General features: G+C 58.2%; 17 protein-coding genes and 2 pseudogenes. 12 read left to right on the top strand and 7 right to left on the bottom strand.

Annotated features, from left to right (window positions below; translation table 11 throughout):
- Positions 1-99: 99 nt before the first annotated feature.
- From RGCCGE502_RS30970 to RGCCGE502_RS30945, 6 genes and pseudogenes are all read left to right on the top strand, one after another.
- A complete protein-coding gene (locus RGCCGE502_RS30970) occupies positions 100-933 on the top strand; it encodes a transporter substrate-binding domain-containing protein (RefSeq protein ID WP_016558179.1) in 834 nt (277 codons plus the stop codon).
- 61 nt (positions 934-994) lie between these two features.
- A complete protein-coding gene (locus tag RGCCGE502_RS30965; protein ID WP_016558178.1) occupies positions 995-1,969 on the top strand; it encodes an amino acid ABC transporter permease in 975 nt (324 codons plus the stop codon).
- On the top strand, positions 1,966-2,709 hold the full coding sequence (locus RGCCGE502_RS30960) for an amino acid ABC transporter ATP-binding protein (protein WP_016558177.1): 744 nt from the start codon (positions 1,966-1,968) through the stop codon (positions 2,707-2,709). Before RGCCGE502_RS30965 ends, RGCCGE502_RS30960 begins: the two co-directional genes overlap by 4 nt.
- A gap of 320 nt (positions 2,710-3,029) precedes the next feature.
- Positions 3,030-3,322: pseudogene (locus RGCCGE502_RS38450) on the top strand (glucoamylase family protein); the annotation flags it as partial.
- A gap of 39 nt (positions 3,323-3,361) precedes the next feature.
- Positions 3,362-5,809, top strand: coding sequence for a phosphoketolase family protein (locus RGCCGE502_RS30950; RefSeq protein ID WP_051158753.1), 2,448 nt, complete (start codon positions 3,362-3,364; stop codon positions 5,807-5,809).
- 107 nt (positions 5,810-5,916) lie between these two features.
- A complete protein-coding gene (locus RGCCGE502_RS30945; RefSeq protein WP_016558174.1) occupies positions 5,917-9,177 on the top strand; it encodes a GH36-type glycosyl hydrolase domain-containing protein in 3,261 nt (1,086 codons plus the stop codon).
- Positions 9,178-9,806: 629 nt separating this feature from the next.
- On the opposite strand, the gene RGCCGE502_RS30940 is transcribed toward RGCCGE502_RS30945, so the two are convergent.
- Positions 9,807-11,177 (bottom strand): aminotransferase-like domain-containing protein, encoded by a 1,371-nt coding sequence (locus tag RGCCGE502_RS30940; RefSeq protein ID WP_016558173.1) that lies wholly within the window; start codon positions 11,175-11,177, stop codon positions 9,807-9,809.
- 225 nt (positions 11,178-11,402) lie between these two features.
- Between RGCCGE502_RS30940 and RGCCGE502_RS30935 the strand changes: the two genes are divergently transcribed.
- Both RGCCGE502_RS30935 and RGCCGE502_RS30930 read left to right on the top strand, forming a co-directional pair.
- On the top strand, positions 11,403-11,792 hold the full coding sequence (locus RGCCGE502_RS30935; protein ID WP_016558172.1) for a DUF983 domain-containing protein: 390 nt from the start codon (positions 11,403-11,405) through the stop codon (positions 11,790-11,792).
- A 57-nt stretch (positions 11,793-11,849) separates the two neighbouring features.
- A complete protein-coding gene (locus RGCCGE502_RS30930) occupies positions 11,850-12,077 on the top strand; it encodes a hypothetical protein (protein ID WP_016558171.1) in 228 nt (75 codons plus the stop codon).
- A 271-nt stretch (positions 12,078-12,348) separates the two neighbouring features.
- Here RGCCGE502_RS30930 and RGCCGE502_RS36925 read toward each other — a convergent pair whose 3' ends face one another.
- The 3 genes from RGCCGE502_RS36925 to RGCCGE502_RS30920 form a co-directional block, all read right to left on the bottom strand.
- Entirely contained in the window at positions 12,349-12,567 is a 219-nt protein-coding gene (locus RGCCGE502_RS36925) for an alpha/beta fold hydrolase (protein WP_141652445.1), read from the bottom strand.
- Between the two features lie 236 nt (positions 12,568-12,803).
- A complete protein-coding gene (locus RGCCGE502_RS30925; RefSeq protein ID WP_016558170.1) occupies positions 12,804-15,482 on the bottom strand; it encodes an adenylate/guanylate cyclase domain-containing protein in 2,679 nt (892 codons plus the stop codon).
- A 36-nt stretch (positions 15,483-15,518) separates the two neighbouring features.
- Complete coding sequence (locus RGCCGE502_RS30920) at positions 15,519-17,246, bottom strand: peptide ABC transporter substrate-binding protein (RefSeq protein WP_040676064.1); 1,728 nt, start codon at positions 17,244-17,246, stop codon at positions 15,519-15,521.
- Positions 17,247-17,946: 700 nt separating this feature from the next.
- On the opposite strand from RGCCGE502_RS30920, the gene RGCCGE502_RS30915 reads away from it, so the two are divergent.
- Positions 17,947-18,786, top strand: coding sequence for an SDR family NAD(P)-dependent oxidoreductase (locus RGCCGE502_RS30915; RefSeq protein WP_016558168.1), 840 nt, complete (start codon positions 17,947-17,949; stop codon positions 18,784-18,786).
- A gap of 339 nt (positions 18,787-19,125) precedes the next feature.
- Here the strand turns inward: RGCCGE502_RS30915 and RGCCGE502_RS35990 are convergent.
- Positions 19,126-20,083, bottom strand: a protein-coding gene (locus tag RGCCGE502_RS35990; protein WP_114712961.1) for an IS630 family transposase whose coding sequence is annotated in 2 segments (ribosomal slippage) — positions 19,126-19,731 and positions 19,733-20,083 — 957 coding nt in all. Because the reading frame shifts where the segments join, the coding sequence is not laid out codon by codon here.
- A gap of 80 nt (positions 20,084-20,163) precedes the next feature.
- Here RGCCGE502_RS35990 and RGCCGE502_RS38445 point away from each other — a divergent pair.
- Positions 20,164-20,389: pseudogene (locus tag RGCCGE502_RS38445) on the top strand (hypothetical protein); the annotation flags it as partial.
- 391 nt (positions 20,390-20,780) lie between these two features.
- On the opposite strand, the gene RGCCGE502_RS30900 reads toward RGCCGE502_RS38445, so the two are convergent.
- Positions 20,781-21,734 carry a formylglycine-generating enzyme family protein gene (locus tag RGCCGE502_RS30900; RefSeq protein WP_016558166.1) on the bottom strand — a complete coding sequence of 318 codons (954 nt, stop codon included), beginning with the start codon at positions 21,732-21,734 and terminating at the stop codon, positions 20,781-20,783.
- Positions 21,735-22,125: 391 nt separating this feature from the next.
- On the opposite strand from RGCCGE502_RS30900, the gene RGCCGE502_RS30895 reads away from it, so the two are divergent.
- Entirely contained in the window at positions 22,126-23,799 is a 1,674-nt protein-coding gene (locus RGCCGE502_RS30895) for an arylsulfatase (protein WP_016558165.1), read from the top strand.
- Between the two features lie 82 nt (positions 23,800-23,881).
- Positions 23,882-24,541: a hypothetical protein gene (locus tag RGCCGE502_RS30890; protein WP_016558164.1), complete on the top strand. Its 660-nt coding sequence runs from the start codon at positions 23,882-23,884 to the stop codon at positions 24,539-24,541.
- Between the two features lie 547 nt (positions 24,542-25,088).
- Here RGCCGE502_RS30890 and RGCCGE502_RS30885 read toward each other — a convergent pair.
- Positions 25,089-25,346, bottom strand: a complete 258-nt coding sequence (locus RGCCGE502_RS30885) for a hypothetical protein (RefSeq protein WP_019280442.1) — start codon at positions 25,344-25,346, stop codon at positions 25,089-25,091.
- Between the last annotated feature and the right edge of the window lie 389 nt (positions 25,347-25,735).

The raw sequence follows: 25,735 nt of genomic DNA, 5'->3' as shown, positions 1-25,735 counted from the left end.
CGCCGGAAGACGAAAAGGCCTCTTCGACATCAAGATTGCATGACGGTACGGGAATTAGCCCGGGCCAAAACCAAGAATGACAATAAAGGGAACCATTGCATGAACAGACTGAGCAAGATTTCCGCAGCGGCAGCATCGCTCGCCGTCGCCCTCGCCGCCCTCCCGGCCAATGCGGGTGCGGTCCTCGACCGCGTCATGGCGGCCAAGGACCTGAAGGTTGCGACCGACGCCAACTGGGCGCCGCAATCCTTCATGAACGAGAAGAACGAACTCGACGGTTTCGATATCGATGTCGCCAAGGATATCGGCAAGCGTCTCGGCGTGAAGGTCGAGTTCGTAACCCCGGGCTGGGACATCATCACTGCCGGCAACTGGGCAGGCCGCTGGGACATGCATGTCGGCTCGATGACGCCGACCAAGAAACGCGCCGAGATTTTCGACTTTCCGGCCGTCTACTACTACACCCCGGCAGCGGTTGCCGTTCACAAGGACAGCAAGGCGACCAAGCTTTCCGATCTCGACGGCAAGGTGGTCGGCACGACGGCGACTTCGACGTTCGAAGCCTATGCCAACGGCGACCTGACGCTTGATGCTGCCGGTGCGCCTCCCTTCAAGTACGAGTTCAAGCCCAAGGAAGTGAAGTCCTACTCCAACTCGACCACCGCCTTCGACGATCTGCGTCTTGGTGATGGCACCCGTCTCGATGCCGCCGTCTCGTCGCTGCCGAGCATTCTCGATGCAGTGAAGGCCGGCTATCCGATCAAGCAGATCGGCGACCCCGTCTTCTACGAGCCGCTCGCCGTTGCGATCGAGCATGGCGACAAGGAATTCAACGCTAAGATCGCCGAAGCCGTGAAGGCCATGCAGGCCGACGGCACGCTGAGCAAGCTCTCCGTCAAGTGGTATGGAGTAGACTACACGGTCGTAAAGTAACCACCGCCAGAAGCAGACGGCCCGGGCAACCGGACCGTCGATTTGCCGCAAGGGACAAGAGATGCTTTATCCCGATACCGTCGAGTCTGAAGTGCTCGTCCATAAGCCGTGGTTCATCGCGACGATGTTTGCGGTCGTGCTGGCTTTCTTCCTGATGTTCAACATGACCGGCACGGCGGTGGGCGAATTGATGCGTCCGGTAATCGGGGATCCCTTTGCCAGTGGCCTTTACGGACGCTTCGCGATCGCCTTTGTCATCGCCGTCATGTTCGTGCTCAATGTCGTGCTGATCGGCTTTGCGCCGCTCAGGGTGCAGATCGCAGTCGTCTGGCTGGAGCTGCTGCTTCTGTTTCTTGCCTTCTTCGCGACATTTCACCTGAGCCTGCCGTTCATGGTCGAAAAGCTGCCCTTCATGATCACCCAGGGCCTGGTGACGACGATCTATGTCTCCGCCGTTTCGATCATCATCGCGTCGGCGATCGCCATCCTGGGCGCTGTTGCCAAGCTCTCGACCAATGGCTTCGCCTATGCGATCGCCAGCTTCTACACCTCGTTCTTCCGTGGTCTGCCGCTGCTGATGCAGGTCTACTTGATCTATCTCGGCCTGCCGCAGCTCGGCTTCGTGATCGATGCGGTACCAGCCGGTATTCTCGCCCTGTCACTCTGCTACGGCGCCTACATGACCGAGATTTTTCGTTCGGGGATCCAGAGCATCGACCGCGGCCAGTGGGAGGCATCACGCTCGATCGGCTTTGGCTTCGGCATCACCATGCGCAAGATCATCCTGCCGCAGGCGTTGCCGGTCATCATCCCGCCGACCGGGAACCAGTTCATCTCCATGTTGAAGGACAGCTCGCTGGTTTCTGTTATCGGCGTTTGGGAGCTGATGTTCCTCGCCCGCACGCTCGGCCAGAAGACCTTCCAGCACATGGAAATGCTGATCTCGGCCGCCATGCTCTATTGGATCATGTCGATCTGCCTGGAGCTCATCCAATCCCGCATCGAGCGTCATTACGCCAGGAGCAAAGTCCGATGAACGGCGACAAGATCATCGAAGCGAAGAACGTTTCCAAGTGGTACGGCACGTTTCAGGTGCTGAAGGATATCAACCTGACGGTCAGCAAGGGCGAGCGAATCGTCGTCTGCGGTCCCTCGGGCTCCGGCAAGTCGACGCTGATTCGCTGCTTCAACCGGCTGGAAGCGCATCAGGAAGGCGAAATTTCGGTCAACGGCATCACGCTGCACAACAAGATGCGGAACGTCGGCGGGGTCCGCAAGAATGTCGGAATGGTGTTCCAGCATTTCAATCTCTTCCCGCATATGACGGTGCTGATGAACTGCATGGTCGGGCCGATGTGGATCAAGGGCGTGCCGGCGGCGGAAGCTAAGAAGACGGCGCTGAAATTCCTGGAGCGCGTGCGCATTCCCGAGCAGGCCAACAAATACCCGATCCAGCTTTCCGGCGGCCAGCAGCAGCGCGTTGCGATCGCCCGCTCGCTCTGCATGGAGCCTGCCGTGATGCTCTTCGACGAGCCGACCTCGGCGCTCGACCCGGAAATGGTCTCGGAAGTTCTGGAGACGATGACCGGCCTTGCCAAGGACGGCATGACGATGGTCTGCGTGACCCATGAAATGGGCTTCGCACGCGCCGTCGCCGATCGGGTCATCTTCATGAATTCAGGCCAAATCGTCGAGGAAGGCAAACCGAAAGACTTCTTCACCAATCCCCAACACGAGCGGACCAAGCTGTTTTTAAGTCAAATCTTGACACATTAGTTTTTTCTGCCGGCGTTCAGCTGAAACTAATGATCCATGGCTTTGCTCGTGAGACATCTGCAACTCGTTGCAGGCGCTTGCCCCGGGGCCACGTCGAGTACTTCTCGATCGCGGTCGGCAATGGCGCCGACGAGGCCGAAGCGCTCGCCACGGATCCTAAACTCGTCGCGGCGACGGGATTGTTTCCGGGCAGCTACGGAAAACTACCTCATTCAGATCGCGCTTTCGTCACTTGCCGGAAAAGAGGTTCCGGAGGCCACCTTCGTCACCCATCAGGAGCGTGGCATCATCATTCGAGAGTTCGCCGCCAAGATGGCCCGGGGTTTACCGCGCGCGATGGTCCCTGGCTGACGCTGGAGGTTGGTGGAGTGCGCCGGGAGTTTTTCGATCACAGCGCGCGCGGGGCGCCGTTCGGACCGGACGACGGGACTCTCCTTGGGTCGTTGTGGCGTCCCTGCCATTTGCGCCCGAAATTGTCATTCCAACTGTCCTCAACTGCGGCAGCCTGAATCTCGGGATGGCGCGGCTTTACGGGTTCAGGCCATCGTTCAACCGAACATTCAAGGTTGCGGACAGTTCGACCGGCTGGCGGATAAGCCCCTGCCACTTCGGCAAGCATGAAGATATGATGACAGTCGATAGGAGGCTGACGATGACGAATGCCACTCTTTCAACCGACGATTATCAGGCAAAAGCCGCTCCGCTGGGAGCCGACGAACTGCGCTTGATGGACGCCTACTGGCGCGCATCGAACTATCTTTCGGTCGGACAGATTTATCTGCTCGACAATCCGCTCCTGAAGGAGCCGCTCAAGCGTGAGCACATCAAGCCAAGGCTGCTTGGCCACTGGGGAACGACGCCGGGCTTGAACATGCTCTACGTGCATTTGAATCGCGTGATCAAACGCGACGACCTCAACATGATCTATGTGATCGGCCCCGGCCATGGTGGGCCGTCACTTGTCGCGCATGCCTATCTGGAAAGGACCTACAGCGAGTTCTACCCGAATATCGGCGAGGACGCCGAAGGGATGAAGGCCCTGTTCAAACAGTTCAGCTTCCCTGGTGGAATTCCGAGCCACGTCGCTCCCGAAACGCCTGGAAGCATCCATGAGGGCGGCGAACTGGGTTACGCCTTGAGCCATGCCTACGGCGCGGCTTTCGACAATCCCGACCTGATTGTCGCTTGCGTCGTCGGCGACGGCGAGGCGGAAACCGGCCCGCTCGCCACGGGATGGCACGGTAACAAGTTTCTCAATCCGGCCCGCGATGGATGTGTGCTGCCGATCTTGCACCTCAACGGCTACAAGATCGCCAACCCGTGCTTCCTGGCGCGCATTCCCGAGCCCGAACTGAGGAAGTTCTTCGAAGGGATGGGCTATGCGCCGCTGTTCGTCGAGGGGCATGAGCCCGACAAGGTGCAGCAGCAATTGGCTGCCGCCATGGATACAGCCGTCGCAGAGATCAAGCGGATCTGGGCGGAGGCGCGCGAGAAAGGCAATCTGAAGCGTCCGGCGTGGCCGATGATCGTCTTCCGGACGCCGAAAGGCTGGACCTGCCCAAGCGAAATCGATGGCAAGAAGTGCGAGGGTTACTGGAGAGCACACCAGGTCCCGATGGGCGAAATGGACAAGCCCGAGCACATCAAGATTCTGCAGCACTGGATGAATACTTACAAACCAGAGGAACTCTTCGACGAGGGCGGAAAGCTTCGCGCCGAAGTCGCCGCGTTGGCCCCGACGGGTCATCGCCGCATGAGCGACAACCTGCACGCAAACGGTGGGCTGCTGCTGCGAGATCTGAAGATGCCCGACTTCCGCGATTACGCCGTCTCGGTGCCGAGCCCCGGCGCGACAACGACCGAATCCGCGCGAGTCATGGGTAAATTCCTGCGTGACGTCATGAAGTTGAACCTGAACAGCAATAACTTCCGGTTATTCAGCCCCGACGAGAACAACTCCAACCGCTGGCAGGACGTGCTTGAGGTTACGGACCGCTGCTACATGGCGGAGATCTACCCTGAGGACGATCACCTGTCGCCCGACGGGCGCGTCATGGAGGTGTTGAGCGAGCATCAGTGCCAGGGCTGGCTGGAAGGCTACCTCCTGACTGGACGGCACGGCTTCTTCTCCTGCTACGAAGCGTTCATCCACATCATCGATTCGATGTTCAACCAGCATGCCAAATGGCTGAAGGTGTGCAACGACATCCCATGGCGGCGACCGATCGCATCGCTTAACTACTTCCTGAGCTCGCATGTCTGGCGCCAGGATCACAATGGCTTCAGCCACCAGGATCCGGGTTTCATCGACCATGTGGTCAACAAGAAGGCCGAAGTGATCCGCGTTTATCTGCCGGCGGACGCCAACACGCTGCTTTCCGTCACTGACCATTGCCTGCGCAGCCGCAACTACGTGAATGTCGTCGTTGCCGGCAAGCAGCCTTCACCGCAGTGGCTGACGATGGATGAGGCGATCAAGCATTGTGCGGAAGGCCTCGGTATCTGGGAATGGGCCAGCTCCGACAAGGGCAGCGAGCCCGATGTCGTCATGGCATGCTGCGGCGATGTTCCAACGCTGGAAACGCTGGCCGCGGTGCAGTTGCTCCGCGAGCATTTGCCGGATCTGAAGGTCCGCGTCATCAACGTCGTCAATCTCATGAAGCTGCAGCCGTCGAGCGAACATCCGCATGGGCTGTCCGACCGCGATTTCGATGCTTTCTTCACCAAGGACAAGCCGATCATCTTCGCGTTCCATGGGTATCCCTGGCTGATTCATCGCCTGACCTACCGGCGCACCAACCACGACAATCTGCATGTGCGGGGGTACAAGGAGGAGGGCACGACCACGACACCCTTTGACATGGTCGTCCTGAACGAGCTCGACCGCTTCCATCTGGTTGAGGACGTCATCGATCGACTGCCGCAGCTTGGCGCCAGTGCCGCCTACTTCAAGCAGGCGATCCGCGAAAAGCTGATTGAACACCGGCAATACATCCAGAAGCATGGCGATGACATGCCCGAAATCAGCGGCTGGAAATGGGGTGTCAAGAGCACGGCCGAATTGAGAGGGGCCACCTCCACTGAAGGTGACAACGCATAGATGGTATGGGCCGGTGCCTCGATCGAGAGTTTGTCCGATGGTCTGCTTTGACTGGGGAAAATTCAAGACGGGTGCGCCCCCGGGGTGGTAACAGGAGGTTACTGGTCATGGCGTCTGCAATACACCGTCGCATCCAGATCCCTCGTCGCGACAGGCTTGGCCTTGTAAGCCTGTCCAACGACAGCGGTCTTTCCATATCCCTCCTGCCAAACGGCACGTTGTTTGCGATCGAATACAACGATGACTTTGGTGCAATGATGGTCAACCAGGTGTTTGGATCGCCAGTCTATGGAGGAATTGGTAGACTCTATCTGAGGATCGGCGGCTCGCAAGCAGGGGTTTTCGAAATCGTGGGGCCGCGTGCCAGGATCTCGTTCAGCCGGGGCGAGACTGCCTTCTTCTGGAATGGCCAATCGGGCGATATCCGACATTCCGTTCAGCTTGAGTTGCATTCCACCGAGGCGACATGGTTCTGGCAGGTTACGTTGGAAAACCTCTCTGGAGCCGCGCTGGAGGCCGACCTAGTCCTAGTGCAAGACGTCGGCATTGGAAACCATGGCTTCTTAATGGGGAGCGAAGCTTATGCCTCCCAGTACATCGACCACACCATTGCCAACCACCCGGTTTTCGGGCCTGTAGTGATGAACCGCCAGAACCTCAAGCAGCCAGGCGACCGCAATCCTTGGCTCGCTCACGGTTGTGCCACGGGAGCTGCGGCTTACGCGACAGATGCGATCCAATTGGTTTTTCCAAGGCAACCTTGCCACGCTGCGATGGTCCCGGATTTCGGCAACAACCTCCCCGCAGTCCGTCGACAGCATGAATTGGCTTGTCCGGCCATACAATCTACGCCGCTCTCCATCGGTCCAGGAGTAAACGCAACAGCAACATTTTTTGGTCTGTTTGTCCCCGATCATTCCGAACCTTCAAGCGACAAGGACATCGCCAGGCTAGACGGCATTCAGTCTTTCAAAGCCGGTTCTTCGGGCTCTAAGCTTGCAAGTGTTTCGCGCAGCTTGCTTCAGGACATTTCAGAAGCTGTGTCACTCGAACTTGACGATAAGCAGGTGGAAGAACTCTACCCCAGGCGATGCCTGGAGGAACGAATGGAAGGCAAGCTCTTATCCTTCTTCATTGAGGACGGTTTGCACAACCGCCATGTTGTCCTGCAGGGAAAGGAGATCGCCTCCATCAGGCGCCATGGCGCGATCGTGCGTAGCGGCCAGAACATGCTTCCGGGCGACAATACTCTTGCCGCCACATGCTGGATGCAGGGTATCTTTGCTGCACAGCTCACAATCGGAAATACCTCCTTCCACAAACTCTTCTCAGTTTCCCGTGATCCCTACAATCTGACGGTAGCAAACGGCCTAAGAATCCTGGTTGACGAAGGGGATGGTTGGAGGCTCCTGGGAACCCCTTCCGCTTTCGAGATGGGACTTAGCGATTGCCGATGGCTCTACAGGCTGCCAGGGCGCACTATTACTATTATGGCAGCCGTGTCCGGAGAGGACCCGGCGATGCAGTGGCAGATAACAAGCAAGGGTGCTCCCTGCCGATTTCTCGTCTTCGGACATCTTACGCTGGGTGAACGAGAATTTGAGAGTGCGGGCCGTGTTGATGTCAACGTCACAGGTAGACGCATAACCTTTAGTCCTGACGCCACCAGCCTCTGGGGACAGAAGTATCCGGCCGCCGCCTATCATCTGATCACGTCAATGCCCGAGCTCGTCGAGGCTATCGGAGGGGATGAGCTCCTATATACCGACCGCTTAGCGCGCGGGGGGCCATTCATCGTTCTCGAGATTCGTGAAACACACCTCTTCCGATTCGCAGTGACTGGATCGATGGTTGACGCGAAACAGGGCGAAGAACTCGCCAAACGCTATGAAGTCGGTGTCGATCTGTTGGAAATGCTTACCCCCGCCGCTGCTTTCTGGAACGACGTGACGCGGAACATTGTGGTACAGGGAGATGGGCCTGACCTTCTCGCCCATACAACGTTCCTGCCTTGGCTTGCCCATGATGCGATAATTCATGCGAGTGTTCCGCATGGTCTCGAGCAGTTTACCGGCGCTGCCTGGGGAACACGCGATGTTTGCCAAGGCCCTGTAGAACTCCTCCTCGCTTTCGAGCACGACAACGAGGTTCGAGACATCCTCCAGATCCTGTTTGGCGAGCAGTTTCAGGACCGGGGCGACTGGCCGCAATGGTTTATGCTCGAGCCCTATTCAAACATCCGCGCCGGGGAAAGCCATGGCGACATCATTGTTTGGCCGCTGAAAGCACTTTGCGATTACATTGAAGCCACAGGGGACATTGCTATCCTTGAAGTAGCGGCGCCCTGGCGAGCCGACGACACCTTGGAGCATACCGAGCAAGAGGCGACGATCTTCGGCCATGTTGAAAAACTGTTCCAAATAGTACAAGAACGCTTTATCCCCGGCACAAATTTGGTCCGCTACGGCGAAGGAGACTGGAACGACTCCCTGCAGCCCGCCGATCCGCACCTTCGTGACTGGATGGTAAGTAGCTGGACCGTCGCACTACTGTACGAGCAGGTGGCGCGGTACGCGGTCATTCTTGCCGGCGCTGGACATGCAACTGAGGCTGCCGCGTTTCAGAGAACGGCCGCTGCCATGCGACAAGATTTCAATGATCTCCTGATCCGCGATAACGTAGTCGCTGGCTACGGTATTCTAGATCCAGATGGGAATGTCGAGTTACTGCTCCATCCAGATGACCGGCGTACTGGTCTCCACTATTCATTGATTTCAATGACGCAGCCGATCCTCGGTGGGCTGTTTACGCCCGAGCAGACCGCACGCCATTTGACGGTGATTAAGGAGAATTTGCTCTTTCCCGACGGCGCAAGGCTCATGGAGAAGGCTGTGCGATATTCGGGCGGGACTGAGAGATTGTTTCGGCGCGCTGAATCATCTGCGTTCTTCGGGCGGGAGATAGGACTGATGTATACGCACGCGCATCTTCGTTATTGCGAAGCGCTGGCACTGCAGGGAGACGCCGATGGTCTGTGGAAAGGACTAGCACTCGCCAATCCCGTTGCGATTTCCAACCGCCTGCCACAGGCCTCGCTGCGGCAACGAAACACTTACTTCAGCAGCAGTGATGCCGCGTTCAGCGACCGTTACAAAGCTTCCTCTGATTGGAATGACCTCCGTTCGGGCCGAATTGCGGTTGACGGAGGATGGCGGATTTATTCGAGCGGCGCAGGGATCTTCACGAAGATTCTGATCGAAAGGGCGTTCGGTTTCAGACGAGAGTTTGGTCAACGGGTTCACAGGCCCTTGTTGCCAGAAGCGGTTACCGCTCGCGCGGCCTTTGGTGGGGCCGTCGAGCGACCTTAATATCAACCCGTGAAATGCGACTGCAATGGTACGGTCCTGTCCGAAGCGCGAGGCGGTCGCCCCCGCCGCAAAGAGTTCGATTCGCAGAGAGGATTTTCTCCAAACGCGTGGGTGCAAGCCACACTTGCCGGCATCTGGGAGGCGATCAGAGCTTCTCAGTTGGAAGATGGCGATCTAATCGAAGTAAACATTCGCGACGCGGTCGCTGGTGTGTCCCATGAACCCGATAAGAGAGCTATGTGAGAAGTACCACCGCCTGCGAGACGTTGTACCGCCGTGTGCCTCAAGCGGTGGTGGTCCACGGCTCTGAAGTTAGTTCCTCTGACAATTCAATAATCGGGTTCGGCCGCTTCAGCGTCCTTGCGCTGCCTTAGCAACGATGACGTCACAGCAGCTACGCGCTGGTTGACACGCCGCCCAGCGTGAGGGAGGCCACAGGGTAGGTTACTGCAAAACATCCCCTCCGCTGCGGCTCGCCAATATCCTCCCAGGAGAAAGAGGACTGGGAGAAAGTAGCCCGGCTCTGGCCCTCGGCAAACGGACTTTAGTATGGTCACCACTTGCCGTTCGACGATGTACGGACGTCATCTGCTGGGGGTGACATGGAAGCCATTCTCGCGCCTGTATGGTCAGACTACCATTGTGGAGATCGCGGGCTGCTGGGCTAGAAGGTCAGCCAAAATCCGGAGGGCGCGTGTAAGTTCCTCCAGGTTCACCGGAGCGCCAAGCGCAAGTCGTATGGCTTCGGGCGCGGAGTCAATTGCAAAGGCGTCGCTGGTGACGACACCGATCGAACGCAAGCTGGAAACCAGTTCTCCTCGCGTCCAAGGTTCGGGAACCTTCAGCCACACGTGGAAGCCGCCCGGAGAGGATTCAACATCGAAGGGAAGGATTGCCTTGAGTGCGTCCAGGCGCCTCGCCGTCTCCTTGACAATTTCCCCTCTGACAAAATCCGCTACTCCCGTCTCGATCCATTGAGACGCTAGAGCACTCGAGAGCGGAGACACAATTGACGCTGAAGCCCGGATCGCGTTGGCCAACCTATGTGTACGACCTTCCGGTAAGGCGACGTATGCGACTCGAAGGGCGGGAGACAAGCATTTGGATAAGCTGGCCACATGATAGGCCGCCTCGGGCAGCAGCGCAGCAAGTGGCGGTGGCGGGGCGGAGACAAGGGCGCTATACGCGTCGTCCTCGATAATCGGCACGCCGTATGTCCGCGCAACATTGACGAGATCGTGCCTTCTCTGAACGGGCAATGTCCGTGTAGTCGGATTGTGAAGCGTGGGCATACAGTAGAGTGCTTTCGGCTTCGCCTCCCTGCATACATGCGCGAAGGCATCCGGAATGAGCCCCTGATCGTCCATTGGGACGGGAGCCAATTTGAGCCTGAGATGAGATGCGATCGAGCGGAACCCAGGGTAGGTGAGTTCTTCTGCGCAGACGACATCGCCGGCGTTTGTCAGTACGCTGAGAATGGCGTGGAGCGCCCCCTGCGCGCCTGAGGTGACTACGACCCTATCAGGCGATATCCCCGGGAGCCGCCTTGAAAGCCAGGACGCAGCGACGATACGATCCTTCATGATGCCGCCGGGTTCCTGATACCTTAGCAGGAGGTCTAAGCCCTGCTCCTGAAGCTGTTTCGCGCCATCCCACATTCTCTGCTCCAGAACGGGATCGAGAAACCTCGGCGGCAGGTTCATGCTCATGTCGACGAGGCCAGCGGGCTGCTGTGGTAGTCGCGCCCCGCGCTTTGCTCGCACGTATGTCCCTTGACCCACCTTGCCCTCAATCAGGCCGCGGCTGCGGGCCTCCGAGTAGGCTCGGCTGACCGTGGTAAAGTCAATGCCGAGGTCATCAGCCAGTTTTCGCTGCGTTGGTAGTCGCGCCCCTTCAGCCAATCGACCACTGGCAATGTCATGGGCCAAAGAATCCGCAATCGACAAATAGATAGGCCCGTCACGGGTGCCAAGCTGAGGGGTCCAAGATGTCGCAGCCATAAATTTTCCAGTAATTTGCATTCAATGCAAGTATTATAGGGAGATTATATGAATAGCAACTGAGGCCGGTTGTCAAGAATTGGAGCCTTGAGTGAACGGAGTGTCACCGCAGACAGGTGCGTTGCAGCAAGCTCAAATGCGCACTCTGCGACAATTTGTAAGATGTATGTTTTGAAGGATAATTGTATGTAGAGAGGCATTCAAGCAATCTTAGAAAGATAGGCAATGACCCAGGAATGGCCTCCATTACCGCCGATCCAGACTGGACTGCGTGGGTTATGCCCCCAGTGCGGACAAGGGCACCTTTTTGATGGCTTTCTGACGGTGAAGGCGAAATGCGAAGTCTGTGGCCTGGACTACTCTTTCGCGGATCCAGCAGATGGGCCGGCGTTCTTCGTAATCTGCTTCACATGCGTACCGGCAGTGGCGGTGGCGTGCTGGATCGAAGTTACCTATTCCCCCTCGATGTGGGTGCACCTCTTTACATCCCTCCCGCTGGTACTTCTGGCTTGTCTTTTGCCTCTTCGGCCGCTGAAGGGTTGGCTCATCAACAGTCAATTCTTCTTCAAGGCGGAAGAGGGAAAGATCGACCGCGACTACGTTCGACCGAAGTAGCGTGGCAGTTTTCCTCGCGATTGGACCCGTCAAGTAATAGCCTCGGAACTCTTCAAGATGGATTGGTTCATTGTCGTCTTCCTTCCGTTCAAACTTCTTGTGTTAGGCGCGGGCATGTTCTTCGCCATCAAGTGGCATCACGATCAAGGGGAGAATGAGGAGAGGGCCGCGGTGCTTCGCACGGGCGGGAAGATGGTCGCAGTCTTCGTCCTAGCGCTCTTATGCGTGGGGCTCTTCGCCTTCGTCCTTAGCCGGATGGTCGGTTTGGACTTGAGCTTCCCATGATCGGAGCCCAGCCCCCGGGCTACCCAAATTTTTAGAAACGTTATCGCGTTTTTAAGACGGGCCGATCGGACCAAGTCGTTGTCCAAGGTTTGACGCGCAGTAGCCTCGTACCGGAGATTGATGCTTTTGCGGCGGCGTTCGCGAGAACATAAGAATGGTGATCAATCGCTGCGATATCGCTCCCGGCCCATAGCACTTCCACTAACTGATTTCGGGACCCGAAGCTGACGTCGCTCGCTCGGCCAACGGCGAGCGCGTGTCTGACCTGCATTCAAAGATCATGAGCTACCAGCGTGATCGGGCTCTCAATGCCAAGATGATCGAGCAGCGCCTTGATGTCGCCGGCCATTGTCTGCTTGTCGCAGCCTCCCTCGTGCTTCGGTGAACCGCCAGGAGGCCCTGCGCCAGTCCCTATGGCGACGGCATTCACCCTGGCAAACGTGCTCCCAGTCACCACGAAAATCTCGGCAATCACACCTGCAAACACCACTCTCGGCCTGCTGGGGCTGACAAACGTCGCTGCGATCGACGGCCCGCCGGAAGATCCGACACACAAAACCCCATAGCTCAGAGAATGCCGACCGCGGGTTCCTGCATGAGAGGCTTTCGTACGCCTGACGGCACCCGAAACCCTTAACCATATTGGTCATTGAGCCACAGCTTGTTGTCTCAGCAAAGCGGACATTGCGCCGTGACAACGCGGCGCTGTTGCAGTAACGCGCATTGCTATTTTCGTAGCGTCGCCAGATAGCGCTCGAGCGCTTTAATCGCCTTCTCACGATCGGTGCCTTTCAGAGCGGAGCCTATATCCGACTGTAGGTCGTACTCGCTGCTTGAAGGCACGTGTTCCAGCGGTTCTTGGGTAATGCGAGAGCCGATCACCCGGTATGTCTTGATGGGATAGGCAAAGCCCTTGACGGTCAGGGGAGGCAACTCCTCGGCTTCAATTGCGTCCTTGACCAGGGCGTAGGTCTCGTCTGCTAGCAGTACGCCGCCCAGGTCGGCATGGCTCTGCAGCCTCGAGGCGAGGTTCACCTCGCCGCCGATGATTGTATAGTCCATCCGATCCTCGCTGCCGAAATTGCCCACGGTGCAATAGCCGGTGTTGATGCCGATACGAAGATGGAATGGCAACGCAAAGCCGGCTTCGGCCCAATCCGCCCGCAGATCCCGCATCCTCATTTGCATCGCGATCGCCATTCTGACGCAGGCGAGAGCGTCTTCCCTGATGCCCTTGGTCTCGGGATCGCCGAAGAACACCAGGATCGCATCGCCGATGAACTTGTCGATCGTCGCACCGTACTCCAGCGCAAGCTTGGCCATCTCGGTCAGATAGTGATTGAGCAAGTCAGTCAGCTCCTCCGACTCGAGTTTGTCGGTCGTCGCCGTGAAGTCGGCTATGTCGGAGAAGAAAATGGTTAGCTTCTTTCGGGTGGAGGAAATTTCAACGTTTTGCCTGCCGGAGAAGATCGAGGCAAAGACCTGGGGCGAGAGATACTTGGACAGCTTGCTCGAGACAGCTTCCAGGGCCCGGTTTTGCTCGCCGATCCGTCTGCTCGCTTCCTCCGCCTCACTCTTGGCCGCTTCCGTTGCGGTATGCAGTCGTGCGTTTTCCAGAGCGATCGAGGCGAGCTGCCCGAAGCGATTGAGAAGCTCGACTTCTTCCGTGCCGAATTCGAGCGCCGAGGCATCGTCGTAAGCAATGCCGAGCACACCGATCACCGTCTCGTCGGATTTGAGCGGTACGGCCATGATCGCCCTGATCGTCACGTCGAGCTGGGCCGCAGCAGCCGCCCGCCCTGGCCAGGTCGGGTATTCGTTGATGACGAGCGCCTCGCGCGTATGCCAGACCGTCCCCGCCACGCCTTCCTTGTTCTCCAGTTTCTGACCGGCGGCCTGTCCCGCATAGACACCGACGCCGACCATGCGCTGGAGTGTCTCTGCGGCTTCGTCCACAAGATAGACGTAGCCATGCTGCGTGCCGAGCAGACTTGCGGCGCGCGTCGTCAAATCCGACAGGAGTTCGGTCAGGTCCAATCTCGCGATCAGGCCGAGCGACGTATCGTGCAGAGCGCCCAGGTATTCGCTCTGTCGGCGAAATCGCAAGGCGAGCTGCTCCTGCTCCCTTCGGCGGTTTTCGAGGTCACCGAGATTGGAACCCAATTGCGCTGTCATGTCGTTGAATGTTGTCGCCAGCGTGCCGATCTCATCGCCCGACTCGACCTTGGCGCGTGCGGCAAGGTCGCCCTGCCGAACCCGGTCGGCAATTCCCGTCAGGCGCTGGATCGGCCCGGCAATGCTCTCCCGAAAGATCAGGCCGAGGATCAGGCCGAGAGCCGCGGCGGTGACGCCACCGAGTAGGATAACGCGCTGCGCGGTCTCGAGCTGATCACGGCCGCTGCCCAGATCCGCCTGCAGCCGGTGTTGTTCCTCCCTGGCAATGTCGTCGAGAATGCCAAGCATGCCTTCAGCCAGCGGGACCGCATGTGTGCGGAAGACATAGAGATCCTCACGCGCGTGTTCGCCTTCGACCGCGGCAAACATCTGTGGGGGGAACTGCAGGAAGGCCTCCCGCGTCTTCGACAGCTTGTCGATCAGCATTTCCTGGTTCGGCGTAAGGGCCGCGTTGGCGTCCGCTATCTTCTTCCAGGCCGTGTCGTTGATGGTGAGGTTCGCCTCGTATTCGTACTTAAAGCCATCTCGCTTGGTCGTCACATAGCCCCGCAGGCCTGCGACCATCGCATAGAAGGAGCTCTGGAACGACGCGAGGTCGGCGAGATACGCCATGTTTTGAGGTGTAGCGTCCCGCTTCTGTTGCGCCAGGATCAGCGCCGTTGCAGTCCCGACAATCGTCGCGATCATCGGGTTTGCATCCGTCACCAGCAGCTTGAGAGCGGGTTCGCGTCGAAGCTGGTCGTTACGCAATTCGAAAAGCTGGTCCGTCAGCGGCTGCCAAGAGGCGAGTTTTTCGTGGAGCAGTGTCATCCGCTTCTCGACGTCGGCGGCGGGGCCGGGCTGCGGACCGATTCTCTCCTGGAGCAGACGTTCAAGCGACTGTATGTCGCCAAGAAATGCGGCTTTCGCCGAAGCATAATCGTCGCGGTAACTCTCCTCGTCCAGCGCAAGATAGCCGCGAACGGCGCTCAGCATCCGTAGCAAGTCGGCCTGCGCCCGCGCCGAGGCGACCGCGCTCGGGGCGCTCAGGTTGGTCGTTCTGTTGATGCTTCTGACTGCATCTAGGCTACCCAGATAGTTCAAGCCGACAACGAGCAGCGTCAGCGCCGCCAGAATGCCAAATCCGACGGTGAGCTTGCCGCCGATGTTCAGATTTCTGAGAGCCGGCGAAGCTGCGCGGACGAGCGCGCGCAGCGGAGCGGTATAGAATGGACTATTTCTTGCGACCACAGACTCCTCGTGTTCCGTGCCTCTAGCTTTGGTCGCTCATGGCGTGCGCCGCCAGTCCGCGATGTTCCACGTCTCGGAATCCCAGGGCGTGGGATCGAAGCCGACGATATCGTTGCGAAGACCGGGGACGTTTGCCCACTCGACAATGGGAGTGACCGCGGAGTCAGCAATCAGGAGGTCGTTCATCTCCACGAACAGGCCAATCCGCTTTTCCGGATCGATTTCCGTTTCCGATGCGCGGAACAGCGCATCGTACTTGTCGCTGCAATAGCGGGACTCGTTCAGCCCGGACCAGTTGTTGCTTTTCTGAGCGGCCTCCGCGCAGGTCCACTTGACCATATAGCTTCCCGGATCGGGGCTCTTGTTGCCGGTCGCGAACTCCTCAAGATCCGCGTAGAAATGCTGGCTGGTATTAAGGATATCCGGTGAAGGCGAGAAGAAGACGCTCGAATCGATCTGCTTGTCCTCGACCTTAATGCCGATCGCAGCCAGATCGGCGGCGATGATCGCCTGGGTCTTCTGGCGAACCGCGTTGACCGAGGTCTGGAAAAGAAGGGTCAAGGGAAGACCGCTCTTATCCCGGATGCCGTCGCCGTTGGTGTCGCGCCAGCCCGCCTCGTCCAAAAGCGCCCGAGCCTTGTCGGGATCGAATTCCCAGGTGGTGTTGCGAGAATTATAGAGAACGGGGGCGACCAGGAGGTTTGCGGTTGGCCGGCCAGTCCTCCCGTAAAGCGCGGCGATCTTGTTGCGGTCGACAGCTTTCGCCAAGGCGAGCCTCACTTTGGCATCGGCAAGGATCGGGTTGGCGAACTGCAGGCTCGCCCGCTCGCCGTCCGAAGTCTCGCGGTTCGGGTCGGTGAAATTCAGCATGAGGCGCTCGACGTAGGAGCCAAAGTAGAGCGCCACCTTGCCGATGTGCTTGGCTTCCTGTTCCTGCAACTCGGCATCGCCGATCTGCAGGTTCCACGCGTAGTCGACGACGCCCGTGCCGAGCACCGCCTTGGCGGCCATCTTGGCATCGCCGCCACCCTGCAAAGTCACTTCGTCAAATCCCTGACGCGCCCGATCGCGGTATTCAGGATTGGGCTCGTAGATGATCTTCACCGTGTTGACGACATCGTCGCCTATCAGCAGAACATCTTCCGTGCGGAACTCCTTGAGACGATACGGCCCGGTCCCGATGGGCTTCAGGTTGGGCGGAGCGTCCACGGCTGCCTTGTTGTTGTAGGGGGCAAAGACATGCTCCGGGAGGATGGTGCCCTGTATGCCGACAAAGGGCAGCGCCCAGGCGGGATCGACGTTCTTGAACGTCACTTTGACCGTCAGATCGTCAAGCGCTTCGACCTTGTCGACCGACTTGTAGGTCCCGACGCTCGATGAGCCGACATCGGGATTGGTGATGTAGGAATAAGTGAAGACGACGTCCCTGGCGGTGAAGGCAACGCCGTCGGACCATTTCACGTTTGGTTTCAGCTTCCAAATAACCGACCTACCGTCTTTTGCGACCTGACCGTTGGTCAAGGATGGGACATCCGCCGCGAGAAACGTAACCAAATGTCCTTCGCTATCGAAACTCGCTAATGGTTCATAGATGATGCGGCTGGCCGTCTGATCCTTCACACCGGGGGCCAGATGCGGGTTGAGGATGCTGGGGGCCTGCCAGAGCAGGAGCTTCAGGGTCCGGTCAGTCGAATGGGAAGGCTGCGGGACAGCCGCCAACAGCAGAATTGTTGCCAGAACGACAAGGCGTTGCGCTATACTCATATTCGCATGTGCCCCCTCACTTGCGATGCCAATCGGCGTGTCGCCGAGAAGCGCTGCACCCAGGCTGGTTCGACGTCCTTGAACGTCACCCGCGCGGTGCACCGAGCCTACCCTCCTCATCGCGCCCCCAAGATGATGTTGCGCGAACCCGCCGCGCCACTATCCCCTCCATCCATCTCGGCAGATGCTATCTTGATCTCATCAAGATCGGTTGGCAATACCGAAGGCGGCAGAGTGCGGAAGCCTAAATTTGGCATTTTTCGGCATTGCCCTACGGACAGAATTGCCGCGGAGTAGTGGCCGCAACGGGCCGCTTCCTGGCCTCGACGGCAAGAATCCCGGCGTCCGCTATTCGTGTTGGGGTTTCCTCCGAGGAGATGGTGGGGAATCGGCCCCAAATCGATCATTCGACCAAGCAAAGCCGACGTCCGTGACCAACGAATTTCAAACTGATAGCTTTTGTAGCAACAGGGTCGAGGGTTCTGATCCGTTCAAGAGCGCCAGAGGCGAATGACGGGACCCAGATTCCGCTCCCATCAAGGCGGGGACCTTTGCTCCGTCATAGCTCAACTCTCCGTTGTTACCTGATTATCGTCTAGTGGCCTACTCGCACGCCGGGCGAAAGCATTGATCATCACGCAGTATCGTCTACATACTGGCGAGGGCTAACCGACCCCATAACCGAATGAGGAGTAGAAAAATGGCCCGGCTTACGGACACTGTAGCAGTCGTAACCGGTGGCGGTAGAGGAATTGGTCGGGAGATCGCACTGCACCAAGCGCGGGAGGGCGCCAAGATTGCCGTGCTTGCGCGAACAGCGACTGAGATCGAGGAAACGGTCGCGCTGATTGAAGGCGAGGGCGGGCGAGCGATCGCCGTGACCACCGACGTTACCGAGTATAGCGCCGTCGAAAGCGCTTTTGCCCGGATTGTGTCCGAATTGGGTCCAGTCGATACACTGGTCAACAACCATGGCTCGTTCCAGGCTTTCGGTCCGGTATGGGAGTGTGATCCGCTCGTCTGGTGGCGGGATGTAGAGATCAATCTGCGCGGCACCTTCCACACTTCCCGCGCGGCATCTCCAACAATGTTGGCGCGCGGCAAGGGCCGCATCGTCAACCTGGTCGGTGGTGGAACAGGCAACAGCTTTCCAAATGGCTCCGGTTATGCCGCCAGTAAAGCTGCGGTAATGCGCCTGACCGAGTGTCTCAACGATACGACGATTGCCCAAAACGTGCGCGCCTTCGCGGTAGACCCGGGGCTTGTCCGAACCGCGATGACCGAAATGCAGCTGTCGTCGGAGGCTGGCAAAACCTATCTACCAGGCATTCAGAAGCTCTTCGACGACGGCGTCAACGTCGAGCCTTCTCGTGCTGCACGTCTGATAGCGGACATCGCTTCCGGCCGTTACGATGCGCTTGCTGGTCGTCTGTTGCGGGGCATTGACGACCGCGACCAACTCGAAAGGGAGATGGACAGCTTGGTTGCGACTGATGGAAGGGCATTGCGCTTCACCGCGGTCGAGCAACACAAGCTCTGACGCTGGGTCGACGGGATTTGCAAGTTCGCTCGAGTTATGGCTCTTTTTCCACACCCCCTACAGGGCAGGGGTACCTTGTAAGCACGCAGCGACCGGACGGTGATGCAGATAGGCGCGACCAACAAGGGCTTCGTCCGGATCGGGCCCGAATAACCAGATATTATCCTTCCTCAATCATATCGAAAGGGTCGATGGCACCCGATCTTTCCGGCCCATTGACGAGCATCTGATGCCGCAGACACCCTTTATCACGTCGAAGGAGGACGATAGTCTCGGATTGGGGTCCAAACTTGGCGCTGTGGCTTTCCGAAGCCCGTCAGATGCTAGAGCGCCGTACGTTTAATCGAACCCATAGCCTGCGGCTGTAAAATAGTTTCGACATTCTTGGCTATTGAAGAGGTTGCAGATTGATCCGAGCGCATTTGAGAGTGCGTCAAATGTGCGAGCGGCGGCGGCTCTGAGATGGGCCTTAATTTTGGCGAAGGCCATTTCGATCGGATTCAAATCTGGCGAATAAGGCGGCAAAAACAGGAACCACGCGCCAACCTCCTTGAGGCAGGCGTTGGCTTTATCGCTTTTGTGAACGCGAAGATTATCCAGGATGACGACATTGCCTGGTTGGAGTGTCGGCGCAAGCTGGGTCTCTATGTAGGTGTCGAAGATTTCCCGGTTCATCGGCCTGTCGATAATCCAGGGCGCAGTAAGACCGAAACAGCGCAAGCCTGCAATGAATGTCTGTGTCCCCCAATGGCCAAAGGGAGCATCCGTGATGAGACGCTCGCCGCGCGGGGAGCGCCCGCGCAGCCTCACCATCTTTGTGTTCACTGAGGTTTCGTCCAAGAAAACAAGTCGATGCGGTTCAAATCGCATCCGGGGTTGGCGTTTCGAAATCCAGACATCACGATCGTTTCGGATATCAGCGCGAGCGCGTTCCGACGCCAATATTTGTTTTTTTATATGTGTATCCCTGCGTTATCAGAAACCGCGACAGGGACGATGGTGGAATGACCAACCCATGTTCATCGTCAAGGCGACGGGCAAGCTCTGGCATGGTGATATCCGGTTTGCCTTCGACCTGTGCGACTAGGAAATCGCGAAACGCCGACAGTTTCCCGGCACCTGGTGGCCTTCCTTGACGCGCGGGGGTTATCAGCCCGGTCCGCTCCCGGCGTTGCAGCAGTTTGATCGCACTGCTGTCGCTAATTGCGAAATGACGGGCAGCCGCTCGCCGTGATTGGCCGCTAGCGACCATGGAAACAACACGCTGACGAAGATCAACAGAATGAGATTTACCCATGTGATTCACCTCCAACCGCAGTGAATCACACCGATACCCTCGTGAAAACCCCACTCGATTCTCAATTCAAGTGCGATGCTCTAGACTTCAACCTGAAGCGTCTGGTGCACAGAGCACGGTCCGGAAAGCTCGAAGGAGTTCGTGTTGAGGCGGGAAATTGGATCTCACACCAACCGCCGGCGGAGTCCCGGTGGCCGTCGAGGAATTGAGTGCCTAGATCACCGAGATGTATCCGCTGGTGGAAGTTTGCTGCTGAGAGAAGTGCACGAGTGGACAGGCTTTGCAGATTTGTTCACGCATGTTCGCATCACCTGTATTCGCGAGCCGTTCCACCACGTTCCACAGCCGTCTCGCTATCACGACGTCGAACACGGGTTCGAGCTTCAGATCGCCACCGAACTCTCCAATCAACGGGCTGGTGTGATTGAGGACGGGTTCCTCCCCTCAAACGGCGTTTCCATTCGGACCGTGCAAAAAGCGACCTGCTGAGGTCCGATGCTTTTGACGGTCTGTGTCCTCGTGGCGCTGCCCAACCGCTCACAGTGCACCAATACCAGTCTGTCGCGCCGGCCCTCGCTTGCTCCGTAGAACGGGTGTAATCTGCGTCGAGAACGCTCCCATGGCCGATAAGTCAGTCCCTTGGAACGAAAACTCGCCGCTATCCTCACATCCCGACGGTCGAACTGGAGAAGAGGCGTCACATTTTGGTCCGCCGAACACATCTGAAGCCAACGTGGCTGGTGGACGTATCCTCCGGTTCCGCATGGCGGGCGGCGGGACGGTAGCGTCGGCAGTAGTTCGGCGCACAAAGATGCGATCCGCCTTTCAGCACGCGCCTTGGAATTCGTATTTCCGGTTCACGGGTATCGAAGCTCGCCTCCCGCTCTCCACCACGAGGGTTGTCGGGAATGCAGCAGGATTTCGCCGCAGGCTCTGGATGGCGCGTCGACCAGTAGTCCGCCGTCCACTCCCAGACGTTGCCGATCATGTCATGGATACCATAGCCGTTCGACGGGAATGACCCAACGGGCGATGTCCTGTCGGCACCCACGGGCTTTGTGCTCATCGTGGGAAACCTGCCCTGCCACGTGTTGGCCATGATTTTTCCGTCTGGGCTCAATTTGTCGCCCCAGGCGAATTCGGCGTCGTCGAGGCCGCCACGGGCGGCCAGCTCCCACTCGGCCTCGGTTGGGAGCTCCATTCCCGCCCAGTCCGCATATGCTTTGGCGTCGCTATAGGCGACATGAACGACCGGATGATCTAGCTTTCCGCGTATATCGCTACGTCCACCGTAGGGATGTCGCCAGTCGGCGCCGAACTTGAACGACCACCACTGTGTGATTTTGGGCCCGACGGCTGTCTTGGGTTGAGTAAACACCAGAGATCCGGCCCGCAGCATTCTGGGAAGCGCTCCGGGATAGTCGGCGGCCTGTGGCGTCTTTTCCGCGACGGTGACATGGCCTGTGGCTTTGACGAAGGCGGCGAATTGGCGGTTGGTTACAGGCGTCGCATCGATCCAGAAGCCCTCCACCTTGACCGGATGCGCAGGGGCTTCCTCCGGATAGTGCTTATTCGACCCCATGATGAACGTTCGTCCTGGTACCCAGGCCAAGCCTTCAGATCCGGCATCGTGTGCGTCCGCTGCGCTCATGCCCTGCTCATTGCTAGAACGTGCCCTTTGTCAGCATCTTATGACACGCGGCGTCGGCCACTGCCTATTGCCCTTTAGGGAGGTCATGATTCGCTCGATGGGCATCCCGCTCGTCACGGCTGATTCCCCAAAGGGCAATATCTGCTGACGCTAATACAATGTAGAAAATGGATGGAAGAGTGGACATGCCCTCTTCGGCAAGTCGAGGGCGACCGCGCGCGGGTCGAGAGCCGCGTCTCTACCCAAATGATGTATCCAATTTGCCAAATCGGACGTCGCCGACAAACCCTCTTTTGCTTCTACTTTTTTCAACCAACCTTGATCGTCCATGTGGCGACCGCTTGAGGGAGCATTCGAAATGAGACGGACTACAAAGTTCATAACAGCAGCAATGGCGGTCGCCGGCAGCCTGTTGGCGAGCACGGCGGCAATACATGCGCAGGAGAGCAGGAAGCCCAACATCCTGTTCATCATGGGTGACGACATCGGCTGGATGCAGCCGAGCATCTATCACCAAGGTCTCGCGGTCGGTGAAACACCCAATATCGACCGCATTGGCCGCGAAGGGGCGAAGTTCATGACTTACTACGCCGAGCAGAGCTGCACGGCAGGGCGGACCGCGTTCATCACCGGCATGCAGCCGGTCCGCGTCGGCATGGTTCTGCCGGAGATTCCCGGAAGCCCGTCCTACCTGCGGGCCGGCACGCCTCACCTCGCCAAGTTCCTGTATGATCTCGGCTACTCCACGGGTGAGTTCGGCAAAAACCATCTCGGAGATACCACCGAATCCCTGCCGACGGCACACGGGTTCCAGGAATTTTGGGGCTACCTCTATCACCTCGACGCCATGCAGGGGGTGAGCTTCCCCGACATCAACAAGACATCAACCGAGCAAGGGATCGCACCACCCTGCAGGAACACGCCGATCCCCGGCTTAACGGAAGACCCGGCGTCCGTGGACCCGAAGACCACTACTTGCCTGACGCCCCCGCGTCCGATGCTTTCGTGCATATCGTCCGACGGATCCCCGGCGAATCAAAGCTGCAAGGACGAAGGGCCGCTGACGCTCGAGCGCTCCAAGACGATTGACGAAGAGATCTCGGGCAAGGTCATCGATTTCCTCGACAGGAATGACCCCGAGAAAACCAAAAAGCCGTTCTTCGTCTGGTACAACCCAGCCCGCATGCACATCACGACGGTGCTGCCCGACAAATATCTGAACATGGTCGGCGAGCCCGGCGGCAAGGACTGGGGCGTCAACGAAGCCGGCATGAAGCAGATGGACGACAACATCGGCTACGTTTTGAAGAGGCTCGAGGAGATGGGAGAACTCGACAACACCATCGTCGTCTTCACGACCGACAACGGCGCCGAGACGATCACCTTCCCAGATGGCGGCACCACCCCGTTCAAGGGCGGAAAGCTCAGCACCTGGGAAGGCGGCATGCGTGCGCCGCTTGTGGTTCGCTGGCCTGGGCACATCGAGCCCGGTACGGTCAAGAACGAGATGTTCTCGGCGCTCGACTGGCTGCCGACATTTGTGAATATCGCAGGCGGTCCGAAGGGCGACGGCCTGAAGAAAGAGATCGAGGCGGGCAAGTATCCGGGAATCGTCAAGACGACGCTCGACGGTATCGACCAGCGCGACTTCCTGGAAGGCAAGTCGCCATCCGCGCGCGACTCTTTCTTGTACTATTCCGGCAAGGAGCCGTCGGCGGTCCGCTACAAGAACTGGAAAATGTACTTCGCCATGGTGTCCGACGACCCGGCGGGCTTCATCACCGGAGTCATGCCGTACGCCTGGACGCAGGTCGTCAACATCAAGCGCGACCCGTTCGAAACCTCGGTCGGACAACAGTTGAAGACGCTCTTCGGTACAGGCGGCGCCATCGCGTCACCGTCCACCGCCTATGTCTATGACTGGAACATCCTTCCCATCGGTCAGCAGTTGTGGCTGAAGCATCTCGAGACCTACATCGACTTCCCGCCGCTTCAGAGCCCTGCAAGCTACAATCTGGAGCAGGTCATGCAGCAGGTTCGGGAGATGAAGACAGGTCACGATTGAAGCGCGCAGTAACGACGTCAGAGCGGACGCCCTTCGGGACGTCCGCTTCTTCAGCATCTCTAATGGCACTAAGGGCGGGACGATGAGCGATGTCATCCAAGCAGGTCGTGACGAACCTCGATGGTCTCCGGTGGTGGCGATACTTTCAGTGTTCGCCCTCCTGGAGGTGCTGCCACATCACGTCTATGCCATGCCACGCTGGGTGTCATACGCGGTTTTGGTGGTGGCTATCGTTCCAATGATCATGGTGACGCTGGCGACTGACAACGCTGCCTGGCTGCGTATCGAGCGGCTCGCGATCATGCTGCTTGCTAGCGTTTACGCAGGCAATACGGCAGCGGAACTCGCAGATATGATCGGGATCATCACCGTGCACCCGCCCGAGACGCGATCAGTATCGTTGTTGACGTCGTCATTTACCATCTGGATCACCAACGTGCTCACCTTCTCGCTGCTCTATTGGCAGATTGACGCCGGTGGCCCATCGCGTATTGCGCGTGGCATAGCAAGGAGACCCGACTGGCTCTTTCCTCAGGCTTCAACTCCCGACGTCGCGGCGCCAAATTGGCGACCGCTTTACATCGACTATGTGTCTCTCGCGTTCAATACGGCGACCGCTTTCAGTCCCACCGACGTGCTGCCACTCACCCAACGCGCGAAGGCGCTTATGATGCTGGAAAGCGTGATTTCGCTCCTGACGCTCGTCCTCGTGGCCGCGCGCGCAGTCAATGTCATTCCATAAATGGCTTATCCGGTCCACCATGGGCATACCAGTAATGGCGTTGGAAAAGCGCCCTGTAAGCGGAGGCGGAAAGCCATATGCGGGGGCCAGCTTGATAACGAAAAAGCCCCGCCTGGATCAAGCGGGGCATAGACGAGAGTCAGAGGAACAACGGGGAAGGGCAAGCCCGTTCTTCCGGCGCCCAAAACAAAGCACAAAGGACTTTGTTCCAGAGTTAGGTCAAGAACAGATTCAACACAATACTTGGCTGAGGATCTGTGACCCTGCGCCGCGATTAACCAACCCGTGCACGACGCCCAGAAATGATGGCGTGTGCGGTGGCGAAAACATATCCGTAAAATGTCTCATTTTTCCAGGTCATCCACGAAAAAGCCCCGCCTGACACGAATCAAGCAGGGCGAGTTCGGGATATGGAAACAGAAGGAACAGGATGACGGCCTGCTCTTTCCGCGTCTCCAACAAGGGCGGCCCAGCTTTTGTTCCTTGAAAAAGAGGACTTCGATCACAACCAGGCGGGATCGCGTCCAGCCCGAGCCTGTGCCCCGGTTCATCCTCCAGTGCCGGCGGCAGTGAGATAACCTTCAAGTTCCTCTTCAAGCTCAAGGCACCTTGCCTCATACTCCTGCAGAAGGCCCTCGTTGTCACCGTCCGAGCGCAGCTTGTCGCGAGCCTTGATTGCCACGGCGTATTCTTCGACGGCGTCAGGCCACCAGTGCGCGATTTCCCTGTAACAACGAAGATACGGTCGCCGAACCAATAGCAAAGCGAGACCATACCGGAATGGATCGTATGATGCGTCTTGCATATCAGCCTCTGGAGCTAAGTAGCGCTTTCCTCCAACACTGCAAATGACCATCGAAGGGTGTACCGTGACCGGCCTGAAGTAGGTTGGCATGCCCATAGAAAAAAGCCCCGCCGATGCTGATCAAGCGGGGCAGGTGGTGACTGAAAAGAAAGAGGGTGTACGCTTCTCTCTTCCGCGCGCCAAACCTGCCACCAAAGGTTTTGTTCCCGTCGCCTGCCGGACAAATTAGAAGAACCTCGTAAAAGCGTCTGACTGGCCAGATTTGTTGCCACCTGATTCGGGCCGGAGGTGACGAATGGCGCAATACGTCGGCGACTTTCCCCGTTAGAGACTGCCTGGTGTGCGTCGAGAAGCGCAATGGGACATCATCTATCGATGCGCCGGCACTC

Source organism: Rhizobium grahamii CCGE 502 (assembly GCF_000298315.2).
In the GTDB taxonomy this organism is placed as follows: domain Bacteria; phylum Pseudomonadota; class Alphaproteobacteria; order Rhizobiales; family Rhizobiaceae; genus Rhizobium; species Rhizobium grahamii.
This window is presented reverse-complemented; position numbering and strand designations above follow the sequence as displayed.